This window comes from Pseudomonas sp. ML2-2023-6 (genome assembly GCF_037055265.1).
Lineage (GTDB): Bacteria > Pseudomonadota > Gammaproteobacteria > Pseudomonadales > Pseudomonadaceae > Aquipseudomonas > Aquipseudomonas kulmbachensis.
The window spans coordinates 133341-157374 of the sequence record NZ_CP146347.1 but is presented as its reverse complement, the minus strand read 5'-3'; the positions used below and the strand labels follow the sequence as shown (position 1 = coordinate 157374).

The 24034-nt window shown below is 58.0% G+C and carries 22 protein-coding genes; 13 read left to right on the top strand and 9 right to left on the bottom strand.

What is annotated here, in order from left to right; all coding sequences use genetic code 11:
* Positions 1-2: 2 nt before the first annotated feature.
* A complete protein-coding gene (gene pncB, locus V6L79_RS00670; RefSeq protein ID WP_261739959.1) occupies positions 3-1217 on the bottom strand; it encodes a nicotinate phosphoribosyltransferase in 1215 nt (404 codons plus the stop codon).
* Positions 1218-1546: 329 nt separating this feature from the next.
* A complete protein-coding gene (locus V6L79_RS00665) occupies positions 1547-2443 on the bottom strand; it encodes a LysR family transcriptional regulator (protein WP_261739958.1) in 897 nt (298 codons plus the stop codon).
* Between the two features lie 156 nt (positions 2444-2599).
* On the opposite strand from V6L79_RS00665, the gene V6L79_RS00660 reads away from it, so the two are divergent.
* The 9 genes from V6L79_RS00660 (at position 2600) to V6L79_RS00620 (ending at position 13681) form a co-directional block, all read left to right on the top strand.
* A complete protein-coding gene (locus V6L79_RS00660) occupies positions 2600-4090 on the top strand; it encodes an aldehyde dehydrogenase family protein (RefSeq protein ID WP_261739957.1) in 1491 nt (496 codons plus the stop codon).
* Positions 4091-4253: 163 nt separating this feature from the next.
* On the top strand, positions 4254-5537 hold the full coding sequence (locus V6L79_RS00655; protein ID WP_338579679.1) for an FAD-binding oxidoreductase: 1284 nt from the start codon (positions 4254-4256) through the stop codon (positions 5535-5537).
* Positions 5538-5900: 363 nt separating this feature from the next.
* Positions 5901-7037, top strand: coding sequence for a branched-chain amino acid ABC transporter substrate-binding protein (locus V6L79_RS00650; RefSeq protein ID WP_261739955.1), 1137 nt, complete (start codon positions 5901-5903; stop codon positions 7035-7037).
* A gap of 236 nt (positions 7038-7273) precedes the next feature.
* Entirely contained in the window at positions 7274-8188 is a 915-nt protein-coding gene (locus tag V6L79_RS00645; protein ID WP_261739954.1) for an ABC transporter permease subunit, read from the top strand.
* Between the two features lie 2 nt (positions 8189-8190).
* Entirely contained in the window at positions 8191-9474 is a 1284-nt protein-coding gene (livM, locus tag V6L79_RS00640; RefSeq protein ID WP_261739953.1) for a high-affinity branched-chain amino acid ABC transporter permease LivM, read from the top strand.
* Between the two features lie 11 nt (positions 9475-9485).
* The gene (locus tag V6L79_RS00635; RefSeq protein WP_261742507.1) at positions 9486-10361 is read left to right on the top strand and encodes an ABC transporter ATP-binding protein; all 876 of its coding nucleotides are present in this window, start codon (positions 9486-9488) and stop codon (positions 10359-10361) included.
* Positions 10358-11074, top strand: coding sequence for an ABC transporter ATP-binding protein (locus V6L79_RS00630; protein WP_261739952.1), 717 nt, complete (start codon positions 10358-10360; stop codon positions 11072-11074). The genes V6L79_RS00635 and V6L79_RS00630 overlap by 4 nt, the downstream gene beginning before the upstream one ends.
* Positions 11075-11937: 863 nt before the next feature.
* Positions 11938-12705: an SDR family oxidoreductase gene (locus V6L79_RS00625; RefSeq protein WP_261739951.1), complete on the top strand. Its 768-nt coding sequence runs from the start codon at positions 11938-11940 to the stop codon at positions 12703-12705.
* 70 nt (positions 12706-12775) lie between these two features.
* The gene (locus tag V6L79_RS00620; RefSeq protein WP_261739950.1) at positions 12776-13681 is read left to right on the top strand and encodes a cation diffusion facilitator family transporter; all 906 of its coding nucleotides are present in this window, start codon (positions 12776-12778) and stop codon (positions 13679-13681) included.
* Positions 13682-13797: 116 nt separating this feature from the next.
* Here V6L79_RS00620 and V6L79_RS00615 read toward each other — a convergent pair whose 3' ends face one another.
* The 6 genes from V6L79_RS00615 to V6L79_RS00590 all read right to left on the bottom strand — a co-directional run bounded on the left by V6L79_RS00615 (position 13798) and on the right by V6L79_RS00590 (position 18122).
* Positions 13798-14931, bottom strand: coding sequence for an AGE family epimerase/isomerase (locus V6L79_RS00615; RefSeq protein ID WP_321834826.1), 1134 nt, complete (start codon positions 14929-14931; stop codon positions 13798-13800).
* Between the two features lie 169 nt (positions 14932-15100).
* A complete protein-coding gene (gene ureG, locus V6L79_RS00610; RefSeq protein WP_261739948.1) occupies positions 15101-15712 on the bottom strand; it encodes an urease accessory protein UreG in 612 nt (203 codons plus the stop codon).
* Positions 15713-15721: 9 nt separating this feature from the next.
* Positions 15722-16396, bottom strand: a complete 675-nt coding sequence (locus V6L79_RS00605) for an urease accessory protein UreF (RefSeq protein WP_261739947.1) — start codon at positions 16394-16396, stop codon at positions 15722-15724.
* Positions 16393-16893, bottom strand: a complete 501-nt coding sequence (gene ureE, locus V6L79_RS00600) for an urease accessory protein UreE (RefSeq protein WP_261739946.1) — start codon at positions 16891-16893, stop codon at positions 16393-16395. Before ureE ends, V6L79_RS00605 begins: the two co-directional genes overlap by 4 nt.
* Before the next feature lie 161 nt (positions 16894-17054).
* Positions 17055-17687 (bottom strand): TetR family transcriptional regulator, encoded by a 633-nt coding sequence (locus V6L79_RS00595; protein WP_046809184.1) that lies wholly within the window; start codon positions 17685-17687, stop codon positions 17055-17057.
* 162 nt (positions 17688-17849) lie between these two features.
* Positions 17850-18122 carry a hypothetical protein gene (locus V6L79_RS00590; protein ID WP_261739945.1) on the bottom strand — a complete coding sequence of 91 codons (273 nt, stop codon included), beginning with the start codon at positions 18120-18122 and terminating at the stop codon, positions 17850-17852.
* Between the two features lie 254 nt (positions 18123-18376).
* Here V6L79_RS00590 and V6L79_RS00585 point away from each other — a divergent pair, with 254 nt between their 5' ends.
* Positions 18377-20443 (top strand): AsmA family protein, encoded by a 2067-nt coding sequence (locus V6L79_RS00585; RefSeq protein ID WP_338579678.1) that lies wholly within the window; start codon positions 18377-18379, stop codon positions 20441-20443.
* 124 nt (positions 20444-20567) lie between these two features.
* On the opposite strand, the gene V6L79_RS00580 is transcribed toward V6L79_RS00585, so the two are convergent.
* Entirely contained in the window at positions 20568-21443 is an 876-nt protein-coding gene (locus V6L79_RS00580) for a DMT family transporter (protein ID WP_261739943.1), read from the bottom strand.
* Between the two features lie 96 nt (positions 21444-21539).
* Here V6L79_RS00580 and V6L79_RS00575 point away from each other — a divergent pair, with 96 nt between their 5' ends.
* The 3 genes from V6L79_RS00575 to V6L79_RS00565 all read left to right on the top strand — a co-directional run bounded on the left by V6L79_RS00575 (position 21540) and on the right by V6L79_RS00565 (position 23927).
* Positions 21540-22325: a helix-turn-helix transcriptional regulator gene (locus V6L79_RS00575; RefSeq protein WP_338579677.1), complete on the top strand. Its 786-nt coding sequence runs from the start codon at positions 21540-21542 to the stop codon at positions 22323-22325.
* A 64-nt stretch (positions 22326-22389) separates the two neighbouring features.
* The gene (locus tag V6L79_RS00570; RefSeq protein ID WP_261739941.1) at positions 22390-22671 is read left to right on the top strand and encodes a PsiF family protein; all 282 of its coding nucleotides are present in this window, start codon (positions 22390-22392) and stop codon (positions 22669-22671) included.
* A gap of 245 nt (positions 22672-22916) precedes the next feature.
* A complete protein-coding gene (locus V6L79_RS00565; RefSeq protein ID WP_261739940.1) occupies positions 22917-23927 on the top strand; it encodes an AI-2E family transporter in 1011 nt (336 codons plus the stop codon).
* Positions 23928-24034 lie beyond the last annotated feature (107 nt).

The window sequence follows — 24034 nt, the reverse complement described above, 5'->3', positions numbered from 1 at the left end:
ATTCACTCCTTGGAAGACTGTTCAGGAACTTGGAAAACGTGGCGCAAGTAGGCGGCGAAGTTTGGGTCGGAGCAATGGGTCTTGCCCGGCTCATCGGAAATCTTGGCCACTGGCGAGCCATTACAGGCGGTCATTTTAAGCACGATGCTCATCGGCTCAACCCCCGGAATGTCGCAGGTCAGGTTGGTGCCGATGCCGAAGCTGACATTGATCCTGCCGCGCAGTGCGCGGAAAATTTCCAGCGCCCGGGGCAGGGTCAGGCTGTCGGAGAACACCAGAGTTTTGCTCATCGGATCAATGCCCAGCTTGTGGTAATGGGCAATGCATTTTTCAGCCCACACTACGGGATCGCCCGAGTCGTGGCGCAAACCGTCGAACAGCTTGGCAAAGTACAGATCAAAATCTTTCAGGAAGGCATCGGTGGTGATGCAGTCCGTCAAGGCTATCCCCAGTAAACCGCGATATTCCCGCACCCAGCAGTCGAGCGCTGCACTCTGGCTGTCGATCAATCGCGGCCCCAGTTGTTGGTGCGCCATGATCCACTCGTGGGCCATGGTGCCCAGCGGTTTCATGTCCAGCTCGCGGGACAGATTGACGTTGCTGGTGCCGACAAAGCGCCCGGGGAAATCGTGTTTGAGTACGCTGACCACTTCTTCCTGCACGCGATACGAAAACCGTCGGCGAGTACCGAAGTCGGCGACCTGCAACTCGGACAATTCTTCGGTGCTGGCGTTGGCCTGCAGCCAGTCGAATTTGCGATACAGCTGCTCGCGGGCCTGGGACAGCACCGTGTCTGCATAACGCGAGCGGTTACGTACTTCGCTGACAATCGCCAGCATTGGCACTTCAAACAAAATCACATGCAGCCACGGCCCACGCAGGCGGATAACCAGCTCGCCGTTTTCGATAGCGGTGTGAACGTAGCGCATATTGAAGCGAAACAGGCCCAGGAAGCGTATGAAGTCGGGCTTCATAAACGTGATTCGCTCCAGAAACCCCAACTGGTCCTGAGTCATGCTCAGCTCGCCCAGACGTTCGATCTGGTGGCGAATCTCGTTGAGATAGGGGCGTAAATCCTCGCTGTTGCGGCAGCGGAATTCCCACTCGACTTCAACGTTGGGGTAGTTGTGCAGCACCGCCTGCATCATGGTCAATTTGTAGAAGTCGGTGTCGAGCAGGTTCTGCACGATGCGATCGGCAAATACACTCTCGCTCATAGCGGCAATCTCCATGCTGCCCGTGCCTTATTACCACGGTGTTCAGCTTTTTCAATGAATGGCGCTAGTGGCGCATATCCGCAGGCGCTTTTGCCAGCGGTTTTTATATTTGAAGCAACGAGACGAGCAAAACCCTGTAGCAGTTGACGAGCAGTGCGAGGCTACGTCCGGCTGCGCAGCAGTCGTAAACCCGGTGTGCACGATGTATCTGAAACACCACAGCTGAATGGCTTTATGACTGCTGCGCAGCCGGACGCAGCCTCGTTCCTTCGTCAGCTGCTACGAAGATTTGCGTACCTCACTTGACCTGCAACCGAGTATATAGAGGCTCACTGGTCATTCAGTTGCTCCATCATCCAGCTCACAAACGCGCGCACCTTGGGCACGCCTGCCGAATGTTCAGGATACGCCAGGTAATACGAGTCGCGACTCGGCATCAGGTGTTGCCAGGCGATCACCAGTTTGCCGTCGGCCAATTCTTCTTCCACCAGGAATTTGGGTAGCAGCGCCACGCCACATCCCTCCTGCGCGGCACGGATGCACATATAGAAGGTATCAAAGCGTGGCCCGTGATAGCTGTGGTCGGTGCAATACCCCTGATCCTCGAACCACTCGTGCCAGGCCTGTGGCCGCGAAGCGTTTTGCAACAGCACCAGATCCGTCAGTTGGGTTGGGTCCGTCATTGGCGTGCGCGGCAGGCTTGCGGGTGCACACACGGCCACCAGTTCCTCGCCAAACAGCTTCAGACACTCACTGCCCGGTCGTGAACCCTGGCCGAAATAAAACGCTAGATCGCTGCGCCCTTGCAGCAGATCGTCGCCTTGTTGCTCGTTGCACAGGTCCAGATGGATCTGCGGATGGCGAATCCCCCAGCCCTTGAGGCGCGGCACCAGCCAGCGGGCACCGAAGGTTGATGGGGTCGAGACCCGCAATACTTCTGTTTCACCGCCATAGGAGCGCAGGGTGTGGGTCGACATCTCGACCTGGGTCAGGATTTTTCGGACTTCTACCAGATACAGATCGCCGGCGGGTGTGAGCTGAAGGCGGCGGCGCACACGGCGAAACAGCAAGTGCTGCAGCAACTCTTCGAGCTGCGCGACCTGTTTGCTGACGGCACTCTGGGTCAGGTTCAGCTCTTCGGCGGCGCGGGTGAAGCTCAGGTGACGGGTCACTGCTTCAAAACACTGCAACGCCGTGATCGAGGGGAGATGGCGCTTGTTGAGCATAAAAAGGGCCTTGATTCTTGTTGTCAGGCAACGTTACCAGCGCAGCATGAATTTTCGGAATGATATCTCGCTTAAAGGTCGTTTGTTGCCGTCATGGGAGCCAGCTACAACTAACGGCCTGCGAATTATCTTTCTCAAGTTCAAGGAGTGCCCCCAATGGTTGCTGCATTACTGGATCGTCTTGGTGTGAATCCCGCGCTGTATCAGCAGGGTAATCAGCCGGTATACACGCCGATTGATGGCAGCCAGATTGGCGCCGTGCACTGGGAAGGTGCCGCCGAAACCGAACAACACGTGACCCGCGCCGAGCACGCATTCGAGGCCTGGCGCAAAGTGCCAGCCCCGCGCCGTGGGGAGCTGGTGCGCCAGTTCGGGGATTTGCTGCGTGAGTACAAGGCCGATCTGGGCGAGCTGGTGTCGTGGGAAGCGGGCAAGATCACCCAGGAAGGCTTGGGCGAAGTGCAGGAAATGATCGACATCTGCGACTTTGCCGTCGGCCTGTCGCGCCAGCTCTATGGCTTGACCATCGCTTCGGAGCGTCCGGGCCACCATATGCGTGAGACCTGGCACCCGCTGGGCGTGATTGGGGTGATCAGCGCATTCAACTTCCCGGTGGCGGTCTGGGCGTGGAACACCACGTTGGCGCTGGTATGCGGCAACTCTGTGATCTGGAAGCCGTCCGAGAAAACCCCGCTCACCGCGCTGGCCTGCCAGGCGCTGTTTGACCGGGTCCTGAACTCATTCAGCGACGCACCCAAGTACCTGGCCCAAGTGATTATCGGTGGCCGTGAGGCCGGTGAAGCACTGGTTGAAGACCCGCGTGTCGCGCTGATCAGTGCCACCGGCAGCACCCGCATGGGCCGTGAAGTGGCGCCAAAAATCGCCGCCCGCTTTGCCCGCAGCATTCTGGAACTGGGCGGCAACAACGCAATGATCCTTGCCCCGAGTGCCGATCTGGACATGGCCGTGCGCGCCATTCTGTTCAGCGCCGTCGGCACTGCCGGTCAGCGTTGCACCAGCCTGCGCCGTCTGATCGCCCATGAGTCGGTCAAGGAAGAAATCGTCACCCGGCTCAAGGCCGCCTATTCCAAAGTGCGTATCGGTCATCCGCTGGAAGGTAATTTGGTGGGGCCGCTGATCGACAAGCACAGCTTTGAAAACATGCAGGATGCGCTGGAGCAAGCCCTGAGCGAAGGCGGCCGGGTGTTTGGGGGGGAACGTCAATTGGCTGGCCAGTACCCTGGCGCTTACTACGTGGCCCCGGCGATTGTGGAAATGCCCGAACAGAGCGATGTAGTGTGCGATGAAACCTTCGCTCCGATCCTGTACGTGGTCGGTTACAGCGACTTTGCCGAGGCGCTGCGCCTGAACAACGCCGTGCCCCAAGGCCTGTCGTCGTGCATTTTCACGACCGACGTGCGCGAGGCTGAGCAATTTATGTCCGCTACCGGCAGTGACTGCGGGATCGCCAACGTCAATATCGGGCCCAGCGGCGCGGAAATTGGCGGCGCATTTGGTGGTGAGAAAGAAACCGGCGGCGGCCGCGAGTCGGGCTCTGATGCGTGGCGCGGTTATATGCGCCGCCAGACCAACACCGTGAACTACTCGCTGGAGTTGCCGTTGGCGCAGGGGATTACCTTCGATTGAGTGAGAGGAGTACACCCCTGTAGCCGCTGCCGAAGGCTGCGATAAGGGCCGCAGGACCTTCTTTCATTCATGAAAGCCAGGGTCGCTGCGCAACCCATCGCAGCCTTTGGCCGCGGCTACAGGTGATTTGCGTTTGGTTGGGTTTCATTTCTGGAGCTTGGCAATGCCTCTACAAGAACAATGTCTATGGGAAAACCTCACCCCACAACGCCCTCAGGCGCCCACTTTCAAGGGTGAACTCAGCGTTGATGTCTGTGTGATTGGTGCCGGAATCACCGGCCTGTCAGCCGCCATCCATTTGCTTGAGCAGGGCAAAAGTGTATGTGTGCTCGAAGCGCATCGCACCGGGCATGGCGGTTCGGGTCGTAACGTAGGACTGGTTAACGCCGGGATGTGGATCGCGCCGGATGATATTGAAGCCGGTTTCGGGGAAGCGGTCGGTAGCCAGCTCAATCGCATGCTCGGTGCCGCGCCCGCGCTGGTATTCAGCCTGATCGATAAATACCGCATCGACTGCCAGTTGCGCCGCGAAGGCACACTGCACATGGCCCATAACGCCAAGGGCGAAGCCGATCTGCGCAGCCGCGAGCAGCAATGGAAGCGCCGCGGGGCGCCTGTGGAATTACTCACCGGCGCTGCGTGCGAAGCCGCCACCGGCACCACCAAAATTGCCGCTGCCTTGCTTGACCGTCGCGCGGGAACCCTCAACCCGATGGCCTACACCTCGGGCCTGGCCAAGGCTGCCGGTGATCTGGGCGGGTGCTTGTTTGATCACTCGCCCGTAACCGGGCTTGAGCGCCAGGGCCAGCGCTGGTCGGTGCAAACCGTATTGGGTGCGGTGAATGCCGAACAGGTGGTGCTGGCGTCCAATGCCTACACCGAAGGCGAATGGACTGACTTACGCCGCAACTTTTTCCCCGGTTACTACTACCAGGTTGCCTCCAAGCCGCTGACTGACGCCACTGCCGCCCGGATCTTGCCCGGCGGCCAGGGCTCATGGGACACCCGGCAGGTGTTGAGCAGCATCCGCCGCGATGCCGAGGGCCGCTTATTGCTGGGCAGCCTGGGCAATGGCAATCAAAAGCCTGCCTGGTTTCTCAAAGCCTGGGCCGACCGTGTGCAACAGCACTACTTCCCGTACCTCAAGGGCGTGGAGTGGGAATGCACCTGGACCGGTTGTATCGCATTTACCCCTGATCACTTGATGCGTTTGTTCGAGCCAGCACCCGGTTTGGTGGCAGTTACCGGGTACAACGGTCGGGGCGTGACCACTGGCAGTGTGGTGGGCAAAGCGTTTGCCGACTACTTGTGCAGTGGCGATGCCAAGGCTTTGCCGATTCCTTTTGCGCCAATGCGACCACTGTCTGGCACGGGGCTACGCAGCTGTTTATACGAAGCCGGTTTTTCGCTGTATCACGCCGGACAATGTTTAAGAATTGTGATCTGACGGGGTTTTTTTCTGGATGGCACCGCGTTTCTTCGTGTAGCGACTAGCCTCTAATGGTGCGGCCTGTAGCAGTTACGCACCGAGAGTGTGCACTTCGGTGACGCACGGGGTTACAGGGCGGTTGCACAGTGCAGGGCAACCCGGTTGCAACGTTTGTTGCGATGGGTGGCGCCAGCAAATAAACAATGGTTTCACCTTCCTTGGTTTAGACGGTTGCACGCCCAATGAAAATGGGCCCGAAACAGTCGATATAACAACAACACAGCGGCTTTTTTAAGAATAAAAAACCAATGGCACGCGCCTTGCTCAGCGCTTTATGTGAAGTCGCAGTGCCAACTAAAAAAACCTCAGGAGCACCACCTCATGTCGCAGACGTTCTACAAGAAAGGTTTTCTGGCCCTCGCAGTGGCTGCTGCTTTGGGCGTGTCCTCGTTTGTTCAGGCAGATGTGAAAATTGGTGTGGCGGGCCCGATGACCGGCGCCAACGCGGCATTTGGTGAGCAGTACATGAAGGGTGCGCAGGCGGCTGCGGATGCAATCAACAAGGCTGGCGGGATTAACGGCGAGAAGATCAAGCTGGTTGCTGGCGACGATGCCTGTGAGCCCAAGCAGGCCGTGGCCGTGGCCAACCGTCTGGTCGATCAGGACAAAGTGATCGGTGTGGTCGGTCACTTCTGCTCTTCGAACACCATTCCTGCTTCCGAGGTGTATGCCGATGCGGGTGTGATCATGATCACGCCGGGCTCGACCAACCCGCAGGTCACTGAGCGTGGGCTGGATGCAGTGTTCCGTATGTGCGGGCGTGATGACCAGCAAGGCATCGTTGCAGGCGACTACATTGTCGACGTGCTCAAGGGCAAAAAAGTAGCAGTCATCAACGACAAGGACACATACGGTAAAGGTCTGGCCGATGCCACCAGTGCACAGCTGACCAAACGCGGCGTGAAACCTATTCTGGAAGAAGGCCTGACCCGGGGTGAGAAAGACTTTAGCGCGCTGGTCACAAAAATCCGCGGCGCCGGTGCTGATGTCGTGTATTTCGGTGGTCTGCACCCAGAAGCCGGTCCGCTGGTCCGCCAGTTGCGTGAAGCGGGTCTCAAGGATGTGAAATTCATGTCGGACGATGGCATCGTGACCGACGAGTTGGTGGCCACTGCCGGTGGCCCGCAGTATGTCGATGGCGTGTACATGACCTTCGGCGCCGACCCGCGCCTGCTGCCGGACAGCAAGGTGGTGGTTGAAGAGTTCCGCAAAGCCGGCACCGAGCCAGAAGGCTACACCCTGTATGCCTATGCTTCGATCCAGGCCCTGGCTGACGCCTTCAATGGCGCTAAATCCAATAAAGGTGAAGACGCAGCCAAGTGGCTCAAGGCCAACCCGGTTAAAACCGTGATGGGTGAAAAAGCCTGGGACGGCAAAGGCGACCTGAAAGTCTCTGACTACGTGGTTTATCAGTGGGACAAAAGCGGCAAATATCACCAGTTGGAAAAACAGAAGTGAGATAGATCGCTCCTGCTGATTCCCTGATTCCTTAGGAACTGGCCAAGCCTGCGATCTTTTAAACACTCAAAAGATCGCAGCCTGCGCCAGCTCCTCCGGATCCAAGGGCATCGGAGGCAAATCGGCATCACCTGTCTTCTTTTCCAGGAGTCGCGTACACCCTGCCAGCCAAGCTGTCCTCTGACGGCGTGGACGGCTTGCGTCTGCGCAACGGCTCAAGTGCGTGAGATTGCGTTATGGATGGTATTTTCCTACAGCAACTGCTGAACGGCCTGACCCTCGGGTCTGTCTACGGCCTGATCGCCATCGGCTACACAATGGTCTATGGCATCATCGGCATGATCAACTTCGCCCATGGCGAGGTGTACATGATCTCTGCTTACCTCGCGGCGATCAGTCTGGCTCTGTTGGCATACTTCGGTATTGAATCCTTCCCGCTACTGATGTTGGGCACCTTGGTTTTCACCGTAGTGGTGACTGGCGTGTATGGCTGGGTCATCGAACGCGTGGCTTACAAACCTCTGCGAAACTCCACACGGCTGGCGCCGCTGATCAGCGCCATCGGTATTTCCCTGATCCTGCAAAACTACGTGCAAATTGCCCAAGGCTCGCGTCAACAGGGGGTTCCGACCCTCCTTAGCGGTTCCTGGCGCGTGGATATTGGCACCGGTTTTGTACAACTCACCTACACCAAAGTCTTCATTCTGATTGCAGCCTTCGTAGGCATGGGTCTGCTGACCTACATCATCAAGTACACCAAGCTGGGCCGCATGTGCCGCGCCACCCAACAAGACCGCAAGATGGCCTCGATCCTGGGGATCAACACCGACCGGGTGATCTCCTACGTATTTGTGATCGGCGCTGCCATGGCCGCGTTGGCCGGTGTGTTGATCACCATGAACTACGGCACGTTCGACTTTTATGCCGGCTTTATTATTGGCATCAAGGCGTTCACTGCTGCCGTGCTCGGCGGGATTGGATCATTGCCTGGCGCCATGCTCGGCGGGATCATCCTGGGTATTTCCGAGTCACTTTTTGCCGGGTTGGTTAACTCGGATTACAAGGACGTGTTCAGTTTCTCACTGCTGGTGCTGATTCTGATTTTCCGTCCCCAAGGCCTGCTGGGTCGTCCTCTCGTGGCGAAGGTGTAAGTATGTCTGCAGCCATTAACAAACCAATTGATATCAAAAAAAGCGTTATCGACTCGATCCTTGCCGGGTTGATTTCATTGATTGTGTTCGGACCGATCGTGGGGGTAGTGCTCGACGGCTATAGCTTCAACCTGCAGCCGGCGCGTGTTGGCTGGCTGGTGGCGATTGTGATGGTGGGACGCTTTGTCCTGAGCCTGTTCCTGCAAACGTCCAAGGGCCTGAAAATTCTTCAGAGCTTTGAGTCCACCGGCTCTGGTGTGCACGTGCTGCCACCCGATTACAAATCGCGGCTGCGCTGGATCGTGCCGCTGCTGATCGTGATTGCCATCGTGTTCCCGTTTTTTGCCAACAAATACATCCTGACCGTGGTGATCCTCGGCCTGATCTACGTGCTGCTCGGCCTGGGCTTGAACATCGTGGTCGGGTTGGCGGGCTTGCTCGATCTGGGGTACGTGGCCTTCTACGCCATCGGTGCTTATGGCCTGGCGCTGGGCTATCAGTATCTGGGGCTGGGCTTTTGGTCGGTGCTGCCGCTGGCGGCCATTACGGCGGCGATGGCGGGGTGCATTCTCGGGTTTCCGGTATTGCGAATGCATGGGGATTACCTGGCCATCGTGACCCTGGGCTTTGGTGAAATCATTCGCCTGATACTCAACAACTGGCTGTCGTTCACTGGTGGGCCCAACGGTATGCCGGTGCCTTCACCGACGTTTTTCGGGCTGGAATTTGGCCGTGTTGCCAAAGAAGGCGGGGTGCCGTTTCATCAGTTCTTCGGCCTGGACTACAACCCCAACATCAAATTCCTGTTTATCTACATCGTGCTGTTTCTGGTGGTGCTGCTGGTGCTGTACATCAAGCATCGATTGACCCGCATGCCGATCGGTCGTGCCTGGGAAGCGTTGCGCGAAGACGAAATCGCCTGCCGCTCCATGGGGCTTAACCATGTACTGGTCAAACTCTCGGCGTTCACCATTGGCGCGTCTACGGCAGGTCTGGCCGGGGTGTTCTTCGCCAGCTACCAGGGCTTTGTTAACCCGTCCTCGTTTACCTTCTTTGAGTCGGCGCTGATCCTCGCGATTGTGGTGCTTGGTGGCATGGGGTCGACGGTGGGTGTGGTAATTGCTGCGTTCGTACTGACCGTGGCCCCTGAATTGCTGCGCAGCTTTGCCGAGTATCGGGTGCTGCTGTTTGGTGTCTTAATGGTGTTGATGATGATCTGGCGACCGCGAGGCCTGATCCGGATCAGCCGTGTCGGTGTTACGCCACGCAAGGGAGTCGCGCCATGAATGAGCCCATCATGAAAGACGACGTGGTGCTTTCGGTCGACAAGCTGATGATGCATTTCGGTGGGATCAAAGCCCTGAGTGATGTCAGCCTCAAGGTTAAACGCAACTCGATCTTTGCCTTGATCGGCCCCAACGGTGCCGGTAAAACCACGGTGTTCAACTGTCTGACCGGGTTCTACAAGGCCAGCGGCGGCAGGATCGAACTCAATGCCCGGGGCGCACGTACCAATGTGATCAAGCTGCTGGGCGAGCCGTTCAAGCTGACCGACTTTGTATCGCCCAAGGCGTTCGCCAGTCGGCTGTACTACAAAATGTTCGGTGGTACACATCTGGTCAACCGCTCGGGTCTGGCGCGAACTTTCCAGAACATTCGCCTGTTCAAGGAAATGTCGGTACTGGAAAACCTGCTGGTGGCCCAGCACATGTGGGTCAACCGCAACATGCTCGCCGGGATCCTCAACACCAAGGGCTATCGCAAGGCCGAAAGCGATGCGCTGGACCATGCGTTTTACTGGCTGGAGGTAGTGGATCTGGTGGACTGCGCCAACCGCTTGGCCGGTGAATTGTCATACGGCCAACAGCGGCGTCTGGAGATCGCCCGGGCCATGTGTACGCGTCCGCAAATCATCTGCCTGGACGAACCGGCAGCCGGTCTTAACCCACAGGAAACCGAAGCGCTGAGCGGGATGATTCGCCTGCTGCGTGACGAACACGACCTTACCGTGGTGCTGATCGAGCACGACATGGGCATGGTCATGAGTATTTCTGATCACATCGTGGTGCTCGACCACGGCAACGTGATCGCCGAGGGCGGGCCTGAGGCTATTCGTAACGACCCGAAAGTGATTGCTGCCTACCTCGGCGCAGACGAAGAGGAGCTGATATGACGAGCACGATCCTCGAACTCAAGGAACTGGATGTCCACTACGGTCCGATCCAGGCACTGAAAAAAGTCTCGATGCACATCGAAGAGGGCGAAACCGTGAGCCTGATCGGCTCCAACGGCGCGGGTAAATCTACGCTGCTGATGTCGATATTCGGCCAGCCCAGGGCCAGCGGCGGGCAAATCATTTATCAGGGCGTGGACATCACCCAGAAGTCCTCGCACTACATTGCCTCCAACGGCATCGCCCAGTCGCCGGAAGGCCGTCGCGTGTTTCCAGACATGTCGGTGGAAGAAAACCTGCTGATGGGCACCATCCCCATTGGTGACAAACATGCCGACGCAGACATGCAGCGCATGTTCGAGTTGTTCCCAAGGCTCAAGGAGCGGCGTAACCAGCGGGCCATGACCATGTCCGGGGGCGAGCAGCAAATGCTCGCCATCGCCCGCGCATTGATGAGCCGCCCCAAGCTACTGTTGCTGGATGAACCTAGCCTGGGGCTGGCGCCGATTGTGGTGAAGCAGATCTTTGCCACCCTGCGCGAGCTGGCCACTACCGGCATGACCATCTTTCTGGTGGAGCAAAACGCCAACCACGCCCTGCGCTTATCGGACCGCGCCTACGTAATGGTCAACGGTGAAATCCGCCTGACCGGCACCGGCAAGGAGCTGCTGAGTAACGACGAAGTGCGCAACGCCTATCTGGGTGGGCACTGACCGAACTGCCTAAACCCTTTAGATACTCTATTCCAGGTCAAGCCCCCCTGTGGGAGCGAGCCTGCTCGCGGATGATCTTCGCGAGCAGGCTCGCTCCCACGCTTGAAGTATCTCTGTAGCGGCAGCGGCTACACAATTGCGCAAGTTGCTTATCCCTCATGTTTTTTGTTCGACAATTTCCTCTCCGTACAGCCCCGCCGCAAATTGTGGAAAACATTATTTCAACTCTGTGAAACCGCGACATAAAGACGCTGTAATTGCCTGTTTTGTCATCAATTTGACTTGTCCCCGTTTGCTGTGGAGGTGGCTGTGGGTAACGTGGGAGTAGTTGGCTGTAGGCCTTTACTTACACGGTGTCCAGCGGTGTGGTTATTTTTCGATCAGTGGTTTTTGCTTGGCCGCTCCGGTGATTTGTCAACAGGTTTGTTTAGTTTTAAAGAGCGCTCGAAATACATGACTAACCTGTGGATAAGTCTGTGGTTAAACTCTGGAAAGAATGCGCTAGACGGCGTAATTACTGGCCTGTGGCTATGTGCCGGGTTTTACCTGGTTGCACCCTTTTGGGGCGTGTGCATGTGGGGCAGGTTCAGGTCAAGTTAAAAACACCTCGTTCTGTGCTCTACCCCTTGTGAATAGCGGCTTCGAGCATTTTCGACTTACACCCAAAGACTGTGGACGGGCCTGTGGATAAGGTGAGCGCATATGGCTCCAGGCCTTATGCATCATGGCTTGTCGGAGTTTGATCGTTTTTTGTACAGTTAAAGTCCGCCAGCATGACCGGGTTGCCGCTGGAACCCAGCCGGGGCATTCTGCTCAACGTCCAATTCAACGGCGGCCGATGCCCGCCAGCCAAGGAGAACACGATGACTTCCACCCTGTTTATTACAGGCGCGACTTCCGGATTTGGTGAGGCGTGTGCGCGCAAGTTTGCACAGGCAGGCTGGAAACTGGTGCTGACAGGTCGGCGCGAAGATCGCTTGAAGGCACTGTGCGAAGAGTTGTCCAAGCAGACCGAGGTCCATGGCCTGGTGGTAGACGTGCGTGACCGTGCGGCGATGGAGGCGGCGATTGCCGATCTGCCGCCCTCGTTCAGCAAGTTGCGTGGGCTTATCAACAATGCTGGCCTGGCGCTGGGAACCGACCCGGCCCCCAAGTGTGATCTCGACGACTGGGACACCATGGTCGACACCAACATCAAGGGCCTGCTTTACACCACCCGCTTGCTGCTGCCACGCCTGATTGCCTACGGACGCGGTGCCGGGATCGTCAACCTGGGTTCTATCGCTGGCAGCTACCCGTACCCCGGTAGCCATGTGTATGGCGGCACCAAGGCTTTTGTAAAACAATTCTCCCTGAACCTGCGCTGCGACTTGCAGGGCACTGGCGTGCGAGTCAGCAACGTTGAGCCGGGCCTGTGCGAGAGCGAATTCTCGATGGTGCGCTTCGGCGGCGACAAGGCGCGGTACGACGCGACCTACCAGGGCGCCGAACCGATTCAGCCCCAGGACATCGCCGAGACCATTTTCTGGGTACTCAACACCCCGGCGCACATCAACATCAACCGCCTTGAGCTGATGCCCGTTACGCAGTCCTGGAGCGGTTTTGCCATCGAACGCCATACCAAGGAGTAAACTCACGCCTGGCAGCCCACCTGCGACCTCCTGAGGGGGTCGCATTCAATCGGGCTGAAAAGGAGTTTTTGTGAGTAACCGTGGTGAGCAGCAACTGCTCAAACAATCGACTGTTCTAATGTTCGCGGTGGCCATTGCTGGCATCGCAACGGGTTTTATTTCGGGTTCCGAATCCATCCTGTTCGATGGTTTTTTCTCTTTGATCGCAACTTTTATCAAAGTGTTGATGCTGATCACAGCGCAACTGATCGCCAAGGAAAGCAACCAGCGTTTCCAGTTCGGCTTCTGGCACCTAGAGCCAATGGTGCTGCTGATTGAAGGCAGCTTCCTGTTATTGATTGCGATCTACGCATTTCTTAACGGCGTGTTCGGCATTATCAATGGCGGGCGCGACATCGAATTGGGCATGGTGATCGTCTACGCGGCGGTGTTTACCGTGATCGAGTTCGCCTATTACTTCTGGGTACGGCGCAAAAACCGCAAGCTCAAGTCAACCTTGATCCAGTTCGATAACATCAGTTGGCTGGTGGACGCGATGCTGTCGGTGGGGCTGTTGATAAGTTTCGTCACCGCGCTGGTGCTCAAGCAGCAGGGTTATGCACAGTGGGCGGCTTACGTTGACCCGGCAATTCTGATTTTGCTGGCGCTGAGCATGTTGGCCCCGGCGTTCAAAATCCTTAAACCGGCCTTGCGTGACGTACTGGGCATTGCCCCGGACAAGCTCGATGACAAGGTTCGGGACGTGCTGGAGGACATGTCGGCGCGCCATGGTTTTGAAGGCTACAAAACCTATGTGCAAAAGCATGGGCGGGCGCGGTTCATCGAGATTCATATCGTGCTGCCAGCAGGTTATCCACTGATCAGCGTGAAGACGCTTGATGCGTTGCGCGAAGAAATATCCGAGCTGCTGGGGGCGGCTGACAGTGCACGTTGGCTGACGATCAGCTTTACCGGGGATCGCAAGTGGATTGCGTAACTCAAGGCAAGTAACTTTTTGTGGGAGCGGGCTTGCTCGCGATCGGATCGGCGCGGTTTATCTGATAAACCGGGTCGCCTGAGTCGCGGGCAAGCCCGCTCCCACAGTTGTTAGTGTTAGCTGAGGAATTGCGCCAACCCGCTGTAGCACGTCGCCAGGTGATACGGCGTGGTCGACGGCATATCTTCGCGGCTGACCTTGCCCGCGCCATCCCGGCATTCATACCAGCCACCGGCATGTAAAAAGTTCTGTTGCAGCGCCAGCAATTGGCGTTGCAGGCGTGGCTGGCTGTCCGGGCGTAAGGTCAGTGCGCGCAGGTACTCGGCCTGTGCCCAGATACGCTGGGTGCCATCACGCAGGCTGCCATCGGCGGCCAGCATGCCGCAGACCGCGTCGCTCTGTGGATCGACCCCCACCTGCTCAGCAAAGCCAAAGGCGCGATCCAGTGACCCGTGTAGCGGGGTCTGGCGCAGCAGGGGCGAAGATTGCAGCAAAAAGAACCACTCAAACTGATGGCCTGGCTCAAACCAGTTATCCACAGCCCCGTGCGGTTTTTCCAGCATGACGTTATGCACAGGCTCGATAAACCGCTGCTGCATGCCCGCCGCCAGTGCCAGCAGTGCGGCGTGTACCGGGGCATCGTCGCGGACCGACAGGGTGGCCAAAAACGCTTCGGCCAAGTGCATCAACGGGTTTTGCAACGGGCCGCTGCCCAGTGATGACCAGTCCCGGTCCAGGCTGGCTTCATACAGACCGTCGCCATCGCTGAAACGCTCGGCTACCACTTGCAATGCGCCATTGAGCGCCGACTCTACCAGCGGTTCGCGCACTTTGGCCCAGTAATGGGCACAAGCGAAGATGATAAAGGCGTGGGTGTAGAGGTCTTTGCGTTGATCCAGCGGCGCGCCGTGAGGGTCGATGCTGTAGAACCAGCCACCGTGTTCGGCGTCGTGAAAATGCTGGTGCAGCGAGCGAAACAACTGAGCTGCGCGCTCCGCCGCGCCGGGGAAGGCCGGGTCGTCGATCAGGCTGGCGAACAGGTACAGTTGCCGTGCACAGGCCATGGCGCGGTAGCGCTGGGGTGGCAACGGCTGGTGCTCGGGGCTCAGGGCCTCATAGGGCAGCGCCAGTTCGGCATTCCAGCCGGGGCCTTGCCAGAGCGGCACAATGACCTGGCGAAAATGCTGCTGCACTGCCGCAAAGGTGGCGGTCAGTTCAAGCGGGAAGTCGGAGCTGGCTACATCAGGCATCGGCGGGCGTCGTCACGGCTGGGGCGTTTGCGCGACATGATACACCGTGATTCCTGGATGATCTCAACTCTGTTGGAGCGAGCCTGCTCGCGATGGCATCACTGCGTTTTTATGATGTACCGCGTCGCGGCCATCGCGAGCAGGCTCGCTCCCACAGATGATTTCAGCACTATTTGACCAGCAACCCCTGACGCTCGATAAACGCCACGATGGTGTCCAGGCCCTGCCCGGTCTTCTGGTTGCTGAACACAAACGGCTTGTCTGCGCGCATGCGCCGGGTGTCGCTGTCCATCAGTTCCAGCGACGCGCCCACCAGCGGCGCCAGGTCGATCTTGTTGATCACCAGCAAGTCCGACTTGCAGATTCCCGGCCCGCCCTTGCGCGGCAACTTGTCCCCCGCCGACACGTCGATCACGTAGATCGTCAGGTCGGACAGTTCCGGGCTGAAAGTCGCCGACAAGTTATCCCCACCCGACTCCACAAGAATCAGGTCCAGCCCCGGAAAACGTCGGTTCAGTTGATCCACGGCTTCCAGATTGATCGACGCATCTTCGCGAATAGCCGTATGCGGGCAACCACCGGTTTCAACTCCAATAATGCGCTCCGGAGCCAGCGCCTCGTTGCGCACCAGAAAATCGGCATCTTCTCGGGTGTAGATGTCGTTGGTCACGACAGCCAGGTTGTACTTTTCGCGCAATGCCAGGCACAGGGCCAGGGTCAGTGCGGTTTTGCCGGAGCCCACCGGGCCACCGATGCCAACTCGCAAAGGCTGTGTGTTCATTACATTCTCCTAGGAACGAAATAGGCGGCTGTACTGGCGCTCGTGGGCCATGCTCGCCAATGACAGGCCGAAAGCGGCGCTGCCCAAGTGGGATAAGTCGAGAGTACTGGCGTGTTGTTGTGCCTGCTGCAAGGCGGGGGACAACTCGCTGGTCATGCGCTGGGCTGCCTGTTGGCCCAATGGCAGGGTTTTCATCAGCACCGCCAGTTGGTTTTCCAGCCAGCTCCAGAGCCAGGCAGCCAGCGCATCCTGTGGGCTGATGCTCCAGGCGCGGGCAGCCAATGCCCAGCCCAGCGCCAGATGCGGTTCAGTCTGTTGTGCGAGAAACATCCGCGCGGGCTCGTCCAGTTCCGGCAAACCAGTGAGCAATTGTTGCAGGGAGTAGCCCATTTGCCGGCTTTCCTGATGCAACTCACGGGTTTCACGGCTGGCGCGATGCTCATCGCACAAGCGCTGCAAGGCACTCCAGTCCTGATCGGCCGCTGCTTGGCAATGGGCCAGCAGCAACGGCGCTTCGAAACGGGCCAGATTGAGCAGCAGTTGATCACTGATCCAGCGTGAAGCCGCGACCGGATCACCTACGCTGCCATTCTCGACGGCCATTTCCAGCCCTTGGGAGTAGCTGTAGCCGCCAATCGGCAACTGCGGGCTGGCCAGGCGCAGCAGCGCCCAGGCCGGGTTCACAAGCGCACACCAAACTGATGCAGCTTCGGGGCGTAGTTGAAGTCTTCTTCGCCCGCACGGGAGTGGTGGTGACCGCCGCCGTAGGCGCCGTGTTCCGGTTGAAACGGCGCTTCAATGGCTTCGGTGTGAGCGCCCAACTGCTCGAGCATGGCCTTGAGCACGTAGTCATCGAGCAGGCGCAACCAGCCATCACCCACTTGCAGGGCGACGTGACGGTTGCCCAGGTGATAGGCAGCGCGGGTCAATTCAAAGGCATTGCTGCAGGTGACATGCAGCAGTTTTTCGGGGCTGGCGCAGACGCGCACGATGCGCCCGTCCTGGGCCTGGAGAAATTCGCCGTCATGCAAGGGCGCCTGACCGCGCTCAAGGAACAGGCCGACATCTTCGCCACTGCTGCTGAAGCAGCGCAGGCGGCTCTTGCTACGGGCTTCGAAGTTGAGGTGTAGCTCGGCGCTCCACACGGGGTGGGCCTGGATTCTGCGATGAATCACCAACATCGGAAAGCTTCCTGCAATTGACATTACCTGGGTCAGAGCAAGGGGCTTGCCAACCCGGGTGTAAACCGCAAATGCAGGCCCAAAAAGAGTGCAGGAAGATGAAGCTGTTCTAAATTAGTGCGTAATGGGTGCCATGGCGCACCAACAGAGTGCGCTTGCAATTATTCAGTGCTGCCCAAGCCTTTCCAATGCTTGAGCCCGATAAAGATAAAGCGCAGTTGTTGGCTGATTTTGGCTTGGGGTTGCAGGTGGTCGGGCAGGGTGTCTGCAGGCGGGTCGATGACATCGGGCAGGGCGGCAAACACGCTTTTGACCACCAGATCGGCGATCACGGTCAGGCCCGCGTGGTCCAGATGCTGCAATTTTGGCTTGGAGCCAAGGTCTGCCGCGAGGTCCGAGGTGATGTCTTCGCGCAGGGCGCCAATGGCCTGACGAACCGGTTGGGAACCGCCGTACTGCTCGCGGGCCAGAAACAAAAACTGCGAGCGGTTGGCCTCGACCACGTCGAGAAAAATACGCACGGAGGCGTTGATCACGCCGCCCATGAACAGTTCGTTGTGACGCACCAGGCGAATGGTTTCGCGAAAAGTCTGGCCGACTTCACTGACCAGCGCCAGGCCCAATTGGTCCATGTCGCTGAAGTGGCGATAAAAGCCGGTGGGCACGATGCCAGCCGTTTTGGCGACTTCGCGCAGGCTCAGGCTGCCAAAGCCGCGACCCGACTCCATCAAGTGGCGGGCAGCATCCATCAGCGCAAGGCGGGTTTGTTGTTTCTGTTCGGCGCGAGGGAGCATCGGGGCTGGTATTCCAGACAAGTACAGCGGCGCACTCTAGCAAATTTGATCAATCCCTTGTAGCCGCTGCCGAAGGCTGCGATGGGGTGCGTAGCAGCCCCAGGATGTTGAAGGTCCTGCGGCCCTTATCGCAGCCTGGCGGCAGCGACTACATGGATCGATTTAGCTGGCACGTTGATTCCTTTCTGCCAAACGATCAGCGCCACCTTCGGCAACAAACTGATTGCTTGGGGTGCGATCGTAGCCATCTTCAGCAACGCTTTTTTGCTGATCAAGGGTACGTTGTGCGCCGTCTTCAGCAACCGGGTTGAGCGGTTGGCTCAGAGTGCTTGATGCAGGCTGTACCATTGGGGTTGGCTCTTCGTCGGCAGGCATAGCGAAAGCGTTGAAGGCCATAAGTGAAAGGGAAAGACCAAACAATACTGGGCGTTTCATGGTGTGTGCTCCGTAGCAGTGCAATCAAGTAGGTGTGGTGGCAATGCTACGCTTGGCTACCGGATATCAAAGTTCATACGGCCAATGGTGATAATCGACAGAATTGATTGTTCAGGATCGGTGGCTCTAGCCTGCGGTTCTTGAGGTTTTTTTCACGAAAGACGTGGCAGGGTTAAACCTTGAGACGTCTTTGCCAGTCGTACATTTACAGGCGTCGTAACTGGGACGTTCAGTCGTAATCAAGGAGCCGTGACATGACGCGCACCCGTAAAACCCTTGCCTGGACAGGCTCTGTATTCGTTCTGCTGGTCGCTGTGCTGGTGGTGGTTCTCGCTACTTTCGACTGGAACCGCATCAAGCCGACCATCAACACCAAAGTGTCTGAAGTCCTTCATCGCCCGTTTGCCATTAACGGTGACCTGGCTGTGCGCTGGCAGCGTGAAGAGGACGAAGGAGGCTGGCGTGCCTGGGTGCCGTGGCCGCATGTGATCGCTCAGGACCTGACGCTGGGCAACCCCGAGTGGGCGAAAACCCCGCAAATGGCCAGCCTGAAAAAAGTAGAGCTACGCCTGTCGCCGCTGGCGCTGCTGACCCAAACCGTGGATATCCCGCGTATAAACCTGACCGAGCCCAGCGCCAGCCTTGAACGGCTGGCTGATGGCCGGGCGAACTGGACCTTTACCTTCGACCCCAAGGACCCGAACGCCGAGCCCTCGAGCTGGACGCTAGATATCGGTGCCATTGGGTTCGACAAGGGGCACGTGACCCTCAATGACCAGATCCTCAAAACTCAGCTGGATGTGTTGATTGACCCATTGGGCAAGCCGATCCCGTTTAGCGAAATCGTCGGCGAAACTGACGCGAAAAAGGTCATGGAAAAAGGCGCCAAGCCGCAAGACTATGCGTTCGCCCTGAAGGTCAAAGGCCAGTACCACGGCCAGAAGCTCAGCGGCGCTGGCAAAATCGGCGGCCTGCTGGCGCTGCAAGATGCCAATCAGCCTTTCCCGCTGCAAGCTCAAGTCAGCATTGCCGATACCCAGGTGGCGCTTGCCGGGACCTTGACTGACCCATTGAATCTTGGGGCGCTGGACCTGCGCCTGAAGCTGTCCGGCACCAGCCTGGCTAACCTGTATCCGCTGACCGGCGTGACCTTGCCCGATTCGCCGGCGTACTCAACCGATGGGCACTTGATTGCCAAGCTGCATGAGCCGGGTGGTGCGACCTTCACTTATGAAAACTTCAACGGCAAGATCGGCAGCAGTGATATTCACGGCGATCTGCAATACCTGGCCAGCCAGCCGCGGCCAAAGTTGTCCGGCAAGCTGGTCTCCAACCAATTGCTGCTGGCTGACCTGGCGCCGCTGATTGGTGCTGACTCCAACACCAAACAAAAAGCCCGTGGCGGCGAGAGCAAACAACCGGCTGGTAAGGTACTGCCGGTCGAAGAGTTTCGCACTGAGCGCTGGCGCGACATGGATGCCGACGTTGAACTCACCGGCAAGCGCATCGTGCAGAGTGCGGAGCTGCCATTTACCGACCTTTACACTCATCTTGTGCTCAATGACGGTGAGCTGAGCCTTGAGCCGCTGCGCTTTGGCGTGGCAGGCGGCAAGCTGGATGCGCAGATTCGACTCAATGGCCGTGTCACGCCGTTGACAGGCAGCGCCAAATTGACTGCCCGTAACTTCAAGCTCAAGCAGCTGTTCCCCACCTTTGAGCCGATGAAAACCAGCTTCGGCGAACTCAATGGTGATGCCACGATTGCCGGCACCGGCAATTCGGTCGCCAAGTTGCTGGGCACCGCCAATGGTGATTTGAAAATGATCATCAATGACGGCGCCATCAGCCGCAGCCTGATGGAAATTGCCGGGTTGAACGTGGGTAACTATGTGGTGGGCAAAATCTTTGGCGACGAAGACGTCAAGATCAACTGCGCAGCAGCAGACCTGGGGATCAAGAGTGGTCTGGCCAGCACCCGGCTGTTCGTGTTCGATACCGAGAACGCGATTATCTACATCGACGGCACGATCAACCTGGCCACCGAACAGCTCGACTTGAAGATTACCCCTGAGTCCAAAGGCCTGCGTTTGTTCTCGCTGCGCTCACCGCTGTATGTGCGCGGCACCTTCGCCAGTCCGTCGGCGGGTGTGCAAGCGGTGCCGTTGCTGTTGCGTGGTGCAGGCATGGTGGCGTTGGGAGTGATTGCAGGCCCGGCGGCAGGGTTGCTGGCATTGGTTGCGCCAAGCGGCGGCGAACCTAACCAGTGCGCACCGCTGCTGCAACAAATGCAGCAGGGCAAAGTGCCTAAAACGGTGAAGTAAACACTGCAGAACTAATGTAGCCGCTGCCGAAGGCTGCGATAAGGGCCGTAGGCCCTTCGAGGGCCGCTGCGCTGCCCATCGCAGCCTGCGGCAGCGGCTACAGGTTGTGGGTTCAGAAGTGTTCTCAGGTTTTTCTAAGTGGCGTAGTCCAGCGCTCCGAAAGAATCACCCCGCCCAGCGTCAGCGCACCGCCAATCAGGTGGTAGGCATGCAACTGCTCTTTCAATACCAGCGCCGCAATCAGCGCGGTAATCAGAGGCAGCAGGTTGAAAAACAGCGTGGTGCGGCTCGGGCCAAGTGTGGCCACGGCTTTCATCCAGGCCAGCGGCGCGATCATTGACGCCAGCACACAGGCATAAAGCACCAGCCCCATGTTGTGCACCGTCGGGCCGACCTTGGGGGAGGCCAGGTACAGCGGAAACAACACCACAATTGCCACCAGCACCTGCATATACAACATTTGCAGCGGTGGCAGGCGCAACTGCCATTTCTTCAGCAAGGTGCTGTAAATCGCATAGGCCAGGGTGGCGATCAGCATCATCGCATCGCCCAGGTTAAGGCCGTGATCGAGCAAGGCTGCAAGGCTGCCGCTCGATACCACCACCAGTACCCCGGCAAACGACACGATGGCCCCCACCAATGCCCCGGCAGTCAAGCGTTGCCCCAGGCTGATGATCGACATGGCCAGCACCATCAGCGGCATCAATGACAGGATGATCCCCATATTGGTCGCTGAAGTTCTGGCCGCCGCGTAGTAAGCCAGGCTTTGGTACACGGCCATGCCCAGCACGCCGAGGACGAAGATCTTGCCTAGATTGGGGCGGATAACAGGCCAATTGGCTATAACCGGCTTGAGCATAAACGGGGTAAACAGCAGGCCAGCCAGCAGCCATCGGTAAAAGCCGATCTCGGACGGAAAGATCGCTCCTACAGCCAGTTTGTTGATAACGGTATTGCCGGCCCAGATAAAAATGGCCAGTAGGGGATAGGCGTATTGCATCAGTGACAACTACAGAATTAATAAGCGCTGATTATCCGCCTGTCTGTCTGCAAGCCTATACTTCGATCCAGCCAACCTCATGCCGAATCCAGACACATGCGCAAGAATCTGATCAGCGTCCCCGAATTTGATGGCTTGCCTGCGCCGGTTTACTTTCGCTACGCCGAGATCGAAGCCCATAGCCATGCCATACCGCACGAGCATGCCTGGGGTTCACTGGATTACGTGGCCCACGGGGTGATGCGCTTTGAGGTCGATGGTCGGCGCTTTATGTCGCCGCCGCAGTACGCAGTCTGGGTCCCGCCCAACACCGAGCACAGTGCCTATAACGCTCAGGCGATTGTTTACCGTTCGGTGTATCTGGATGCCATTCATTGTCAGCACTTGCCGAGCACCCCGGTAACCCTGGCCATCAGCGATATTCTCAAGGCCATCCTCAGCGACTTCGCCCGTCGTGATATCAATATCCCTGAGAGCGAGGCGGATATTCGCCTGGCGCAGGTGCTGGTCGACCAATTGCGCCAGGCACCGGTGCATCAGTGCTACTTGCCCTATGCCAGCCATCCAGGTTTGTTGCAGGTGCTCCAGGCGCTGCAACAGGCACCTGGTGATAACCGATCGTTAGGCCAGTGGGCGCAGCAGGTACATGTCAGCGAGCGCACGCTGGCGCGGCTGTTTGTACGCGAGTTGGGCATGAGTTTTGGCGAGTGGCGTCAGCGCCTGCGCTTTCTGGCGGCGATCGAGGCGCTGGAGTCTGCACGCAGCGTGCAGGACGTGGGGTTTGATCTGGGTTACAGCACCTCATCGGCGTTTATCGCAATGTTTGCGCGTCAGGCCGGGTGTACGCCAGAGCAGTATCGGCGCCAAGCACGTGTGCTGTAACAGAGTTTGTCTACACTTCAGGAGATCGCGCTGCAATCTGGCGCGCCAATAAGGAGAAAACTCCATGAAAATGCTGCGTGTGCCTCTGCTGTTGATCGGTTTGCTGCTGTGTTCCCAAGGTTTTGCGGCCACCGCTCAACAAAACAAAATGACCACCTGTAACGCTGACGCCAGTGCAAAAACCCTCAAGGGGGATGAGCGCAAAGCCTTTATGAGTACCTGCCTCAAAGCCAAACCGGCAACCCAGCAGGACAAGATGAAAACCTGCAACGCTACGGCTGGCACCCAGGCCCTCAAGGGTGACGCACGCAAAGCCTTTATGAGTGATTGCCTGAAGAAAAAATAGCTTCAAAGGCCTGCACGTATCTCGTAGCTGCCGAGGAACGAAGGCTGGGTTCGGCGACGAAGTCGTCGTAAACCCTGAGAGCCGGGTTTGACTGGTGCACCGCAGTGCCTGATTTTACGACGGCTGCGCCGCCGAACGCAGCCTCGTTCCTTCGGCAGCTGCTACGGTAAAGTTTGAAATTCTAGTGCTCCCCGCCGAAGGCTGGCAGACTGCCTGTCCTTTCACGCTGTCAGTTTTGAGGCTGTATGCCAACGTTTTCTCAGCGTCACATCATATTGGCCAGTTACATCATCATTGCTGGCGGCCTGTTACTGGTTTTTCCTTTGCGTTTGTTGCCCAGTCTGCTGGCCGGGTTGTTGGTATTCGAACTGGTCAACATGCTCACCCCCCAATTGCAGCGCCTGATTGCCGGGCGACGTGCGCGCTGGTTGGCGGTGGCGTTGCTGGGCACGGTAATCGTCAGTGTGCTGGCGCTGATCTTTGCCGGGGCGATCAGCTTTTTGCTGCATGAAGCCGAAAACCCAGGTGCCTCACTGAATAAATTCATGGTCGTGGTTGACCGGGCACGCGGGCAATTGCCGCCGTTTCTGGACAGCTACCTGCCAGCCAGCGCAGCAGAGTTTCGTGTCGCCATTGGCGAATGGATGAATAAGCACCTCAGCGATTTGCAACTGGTGGGCAAAGACGCTGCGCACATGTTCGTGACCTTGCTGATCGGCATGGTGCTGGGGGCAATCATGGCCTTGCAGAGCATTCCCGATATCAGCCGCCGCAAGCCGCTGTCGGCTGCTCTGTTCGAACGTTTGCACCTGCTGGTACAGGCGTTTCGCAATATCGTGTTTGCTCAGATCAAGATCGCACTACTCAATACTGCGTTTACAGGGATATTCCTGGCCGTGATCCTGCCGCTGCTGGGTGTACACCTGCCGCTGACCAAAACCCTGATCGTGCTGACCTTCCTGCTGGGCTTGCTGCCGGTGATCGGTAATCTGATCTCCAATACCTTGATCACCATCGTCGGGCTGTCGTTGTCGATCTGGGTGGCGGTGGGCGCGTTGGGCTATCTGATCGTTATCCACAAGCTGGAATACTTTCTCAACGCCAGAATCGTGGGTGGGCAGATCAGCGCCAAATCCTGGGAATTGCTGCTGGCGATGCTGGTATTTGAGGCAGCCTTCGGCCTGCCGGGTGTGGTGGCTGGACCGATTTACTACGCGTATTTGAAGAGCGAGTTGAAGCAGGTGGGGTTGGTTTAACGGTTAACGCACATCCTCGTAGCAGCTGCCGAAGGAACGAGGCTGCGTTCGGTTGCGTAGCGACCGTAAACCCGGAATACCGAGTTCAAGTGACACTCGGCAGTGCC

Bases quoted from the DNA above. Each gene is read 5' to 3' on its own strand.
- pncB (WP_261739959.1), bottom strand. From the start codon at position 1,217: ATGAGCGAGAGTGTATTTGCCGATCGCATCGTGCAGAACCTGCTCGAC.
- V6L79_RS00665 (WP_261739958.1), bottom strand. From the start codon at position 2,443: ATGCTCAACAAGCGCCATCTCCCCTCGATCACGGCGTTGCAGTGTTTT.
- V6L79_RS00660 (WP_261739957.1), top strand. From the start codon at position 2,600: ATGGTTGCTGCATTACTGGATCGTCTTGGTGTGAATCCCGCGCTGTAT.
- V6L79_RS00655 (WP_338579679.1), top strand. From the start codon at position 4,254: ATGCCTCTACAAGAACAATGTCTATGGGAAAACCTCACCCCACAACGC.
- V6L79_RS00650 (WP_261739955.1), top strand. From the start codon at position 5,901: ATGTCGCAGACGTTCTACAAGAAAGGTTTTCTGGCCCTCGCAGTGGCT.
- V6L79_RS00645 (WP_261739954.1), top strand. From the start codon at position 7,274: ATGGATGGTATTTTCCTACAGCAACTGCTGAACGGCCTGACCCTCGGG.
- livM (WP_261739953.1), top strand. From the start codon at position 8,191: ATGTCTGCAGCCATTAACAAACCAATTGATATCAAAAAAAGCGTTATC.
- V6L79_RS00635 (WP_261742507.1), top strand. From the start codon at position 9,486: ATGAAAGACGACGTGGTGCTTTCGGTCGACAAGCTGATGATGCATTTC.
- V6L79_RS00630 (WP_261739952.1), top strand. From the start codon at position 10,358: ATGACGAGCACGATCCTCGAACTCAAGGAACTGGATGTCCACTACGGT.
- V6L79_RS00625 (WP_261739951.1), top strand. From the start codon at position 11,938: ATGACTTCCACCCTGTTTATTACAGGCGCGACTTCCGGATTTGGTGAG.
- V6L79_RS00615 (WP_321834826.1), bottom strand. From the start codon at position 14,931: ATGCCTGATGTAGCCAGCTCCGACTTCCCGCTTGAACTGACCGCCACC.
- ureG (WP_261739948.1), bottom strand. From the start codon at position 15,712: ATGAACACACAGCCTTTGCGAGTTGGCATCGGTGGCCCGGTGGGCTCC.
- ureE (WP_261739946.1), bottom strand. From the start codon at position 16,893: ATGTTGGTGATTCATCGCAGAATCCAGGCCCACCCCGTGTGGAGCGCC.
- V6L79_RS00595 (WP_046809184.1), bottom strand. From the start codon at position 17,687: ATGCTCCCTCGCGCCGAACAGAAACAACAAACCCGCCTTGCGCTGATG.
- V6L79_RS00590 (WP_261739945.1), bottom strand. From the start codon at position 18,122: ATGAAACGCCCAGTATTGTTTGGTCTTTCCCTTTCACTTATGGCCTTC.
- V6L79_RS00585 (WP_338579678.1), top strand. From the start codon at position 18,377: ATGACGCGCACCCGTAAAACCCTTGCCTGGACAGGCTCTGTATTCGTT.
- V6L79_RS00580 (WP_261739943.1), bottom strand. From the start codon at position 21,443: ATGCAATACGCCTATCCCCTACTGGCCATTTTTATCTGGGCCGGCAAT.
- V6L79_RS00575 (WP_338579677.1), top strand. From the start codon at position 21,540: ATGCGCAAGAATCTGATCAGCGTCCCCGAATTTGATGGCTTGCCTGCG.
- V6L79_RS00570 (WP_261739941.1), top strand. From the start codon at position 22,390: ATGAAAATGCTGCGTGTGCCTCTGCTGTTGATCGGTTTGCTGCTGTGT.
- V6L79_RS00565 (WP_261739940.1), top strand. From the start codon at position 22,917: ATGCCAACGTTTTCTCAGCGTCACATCATATTGGCCAGTTACATCATC.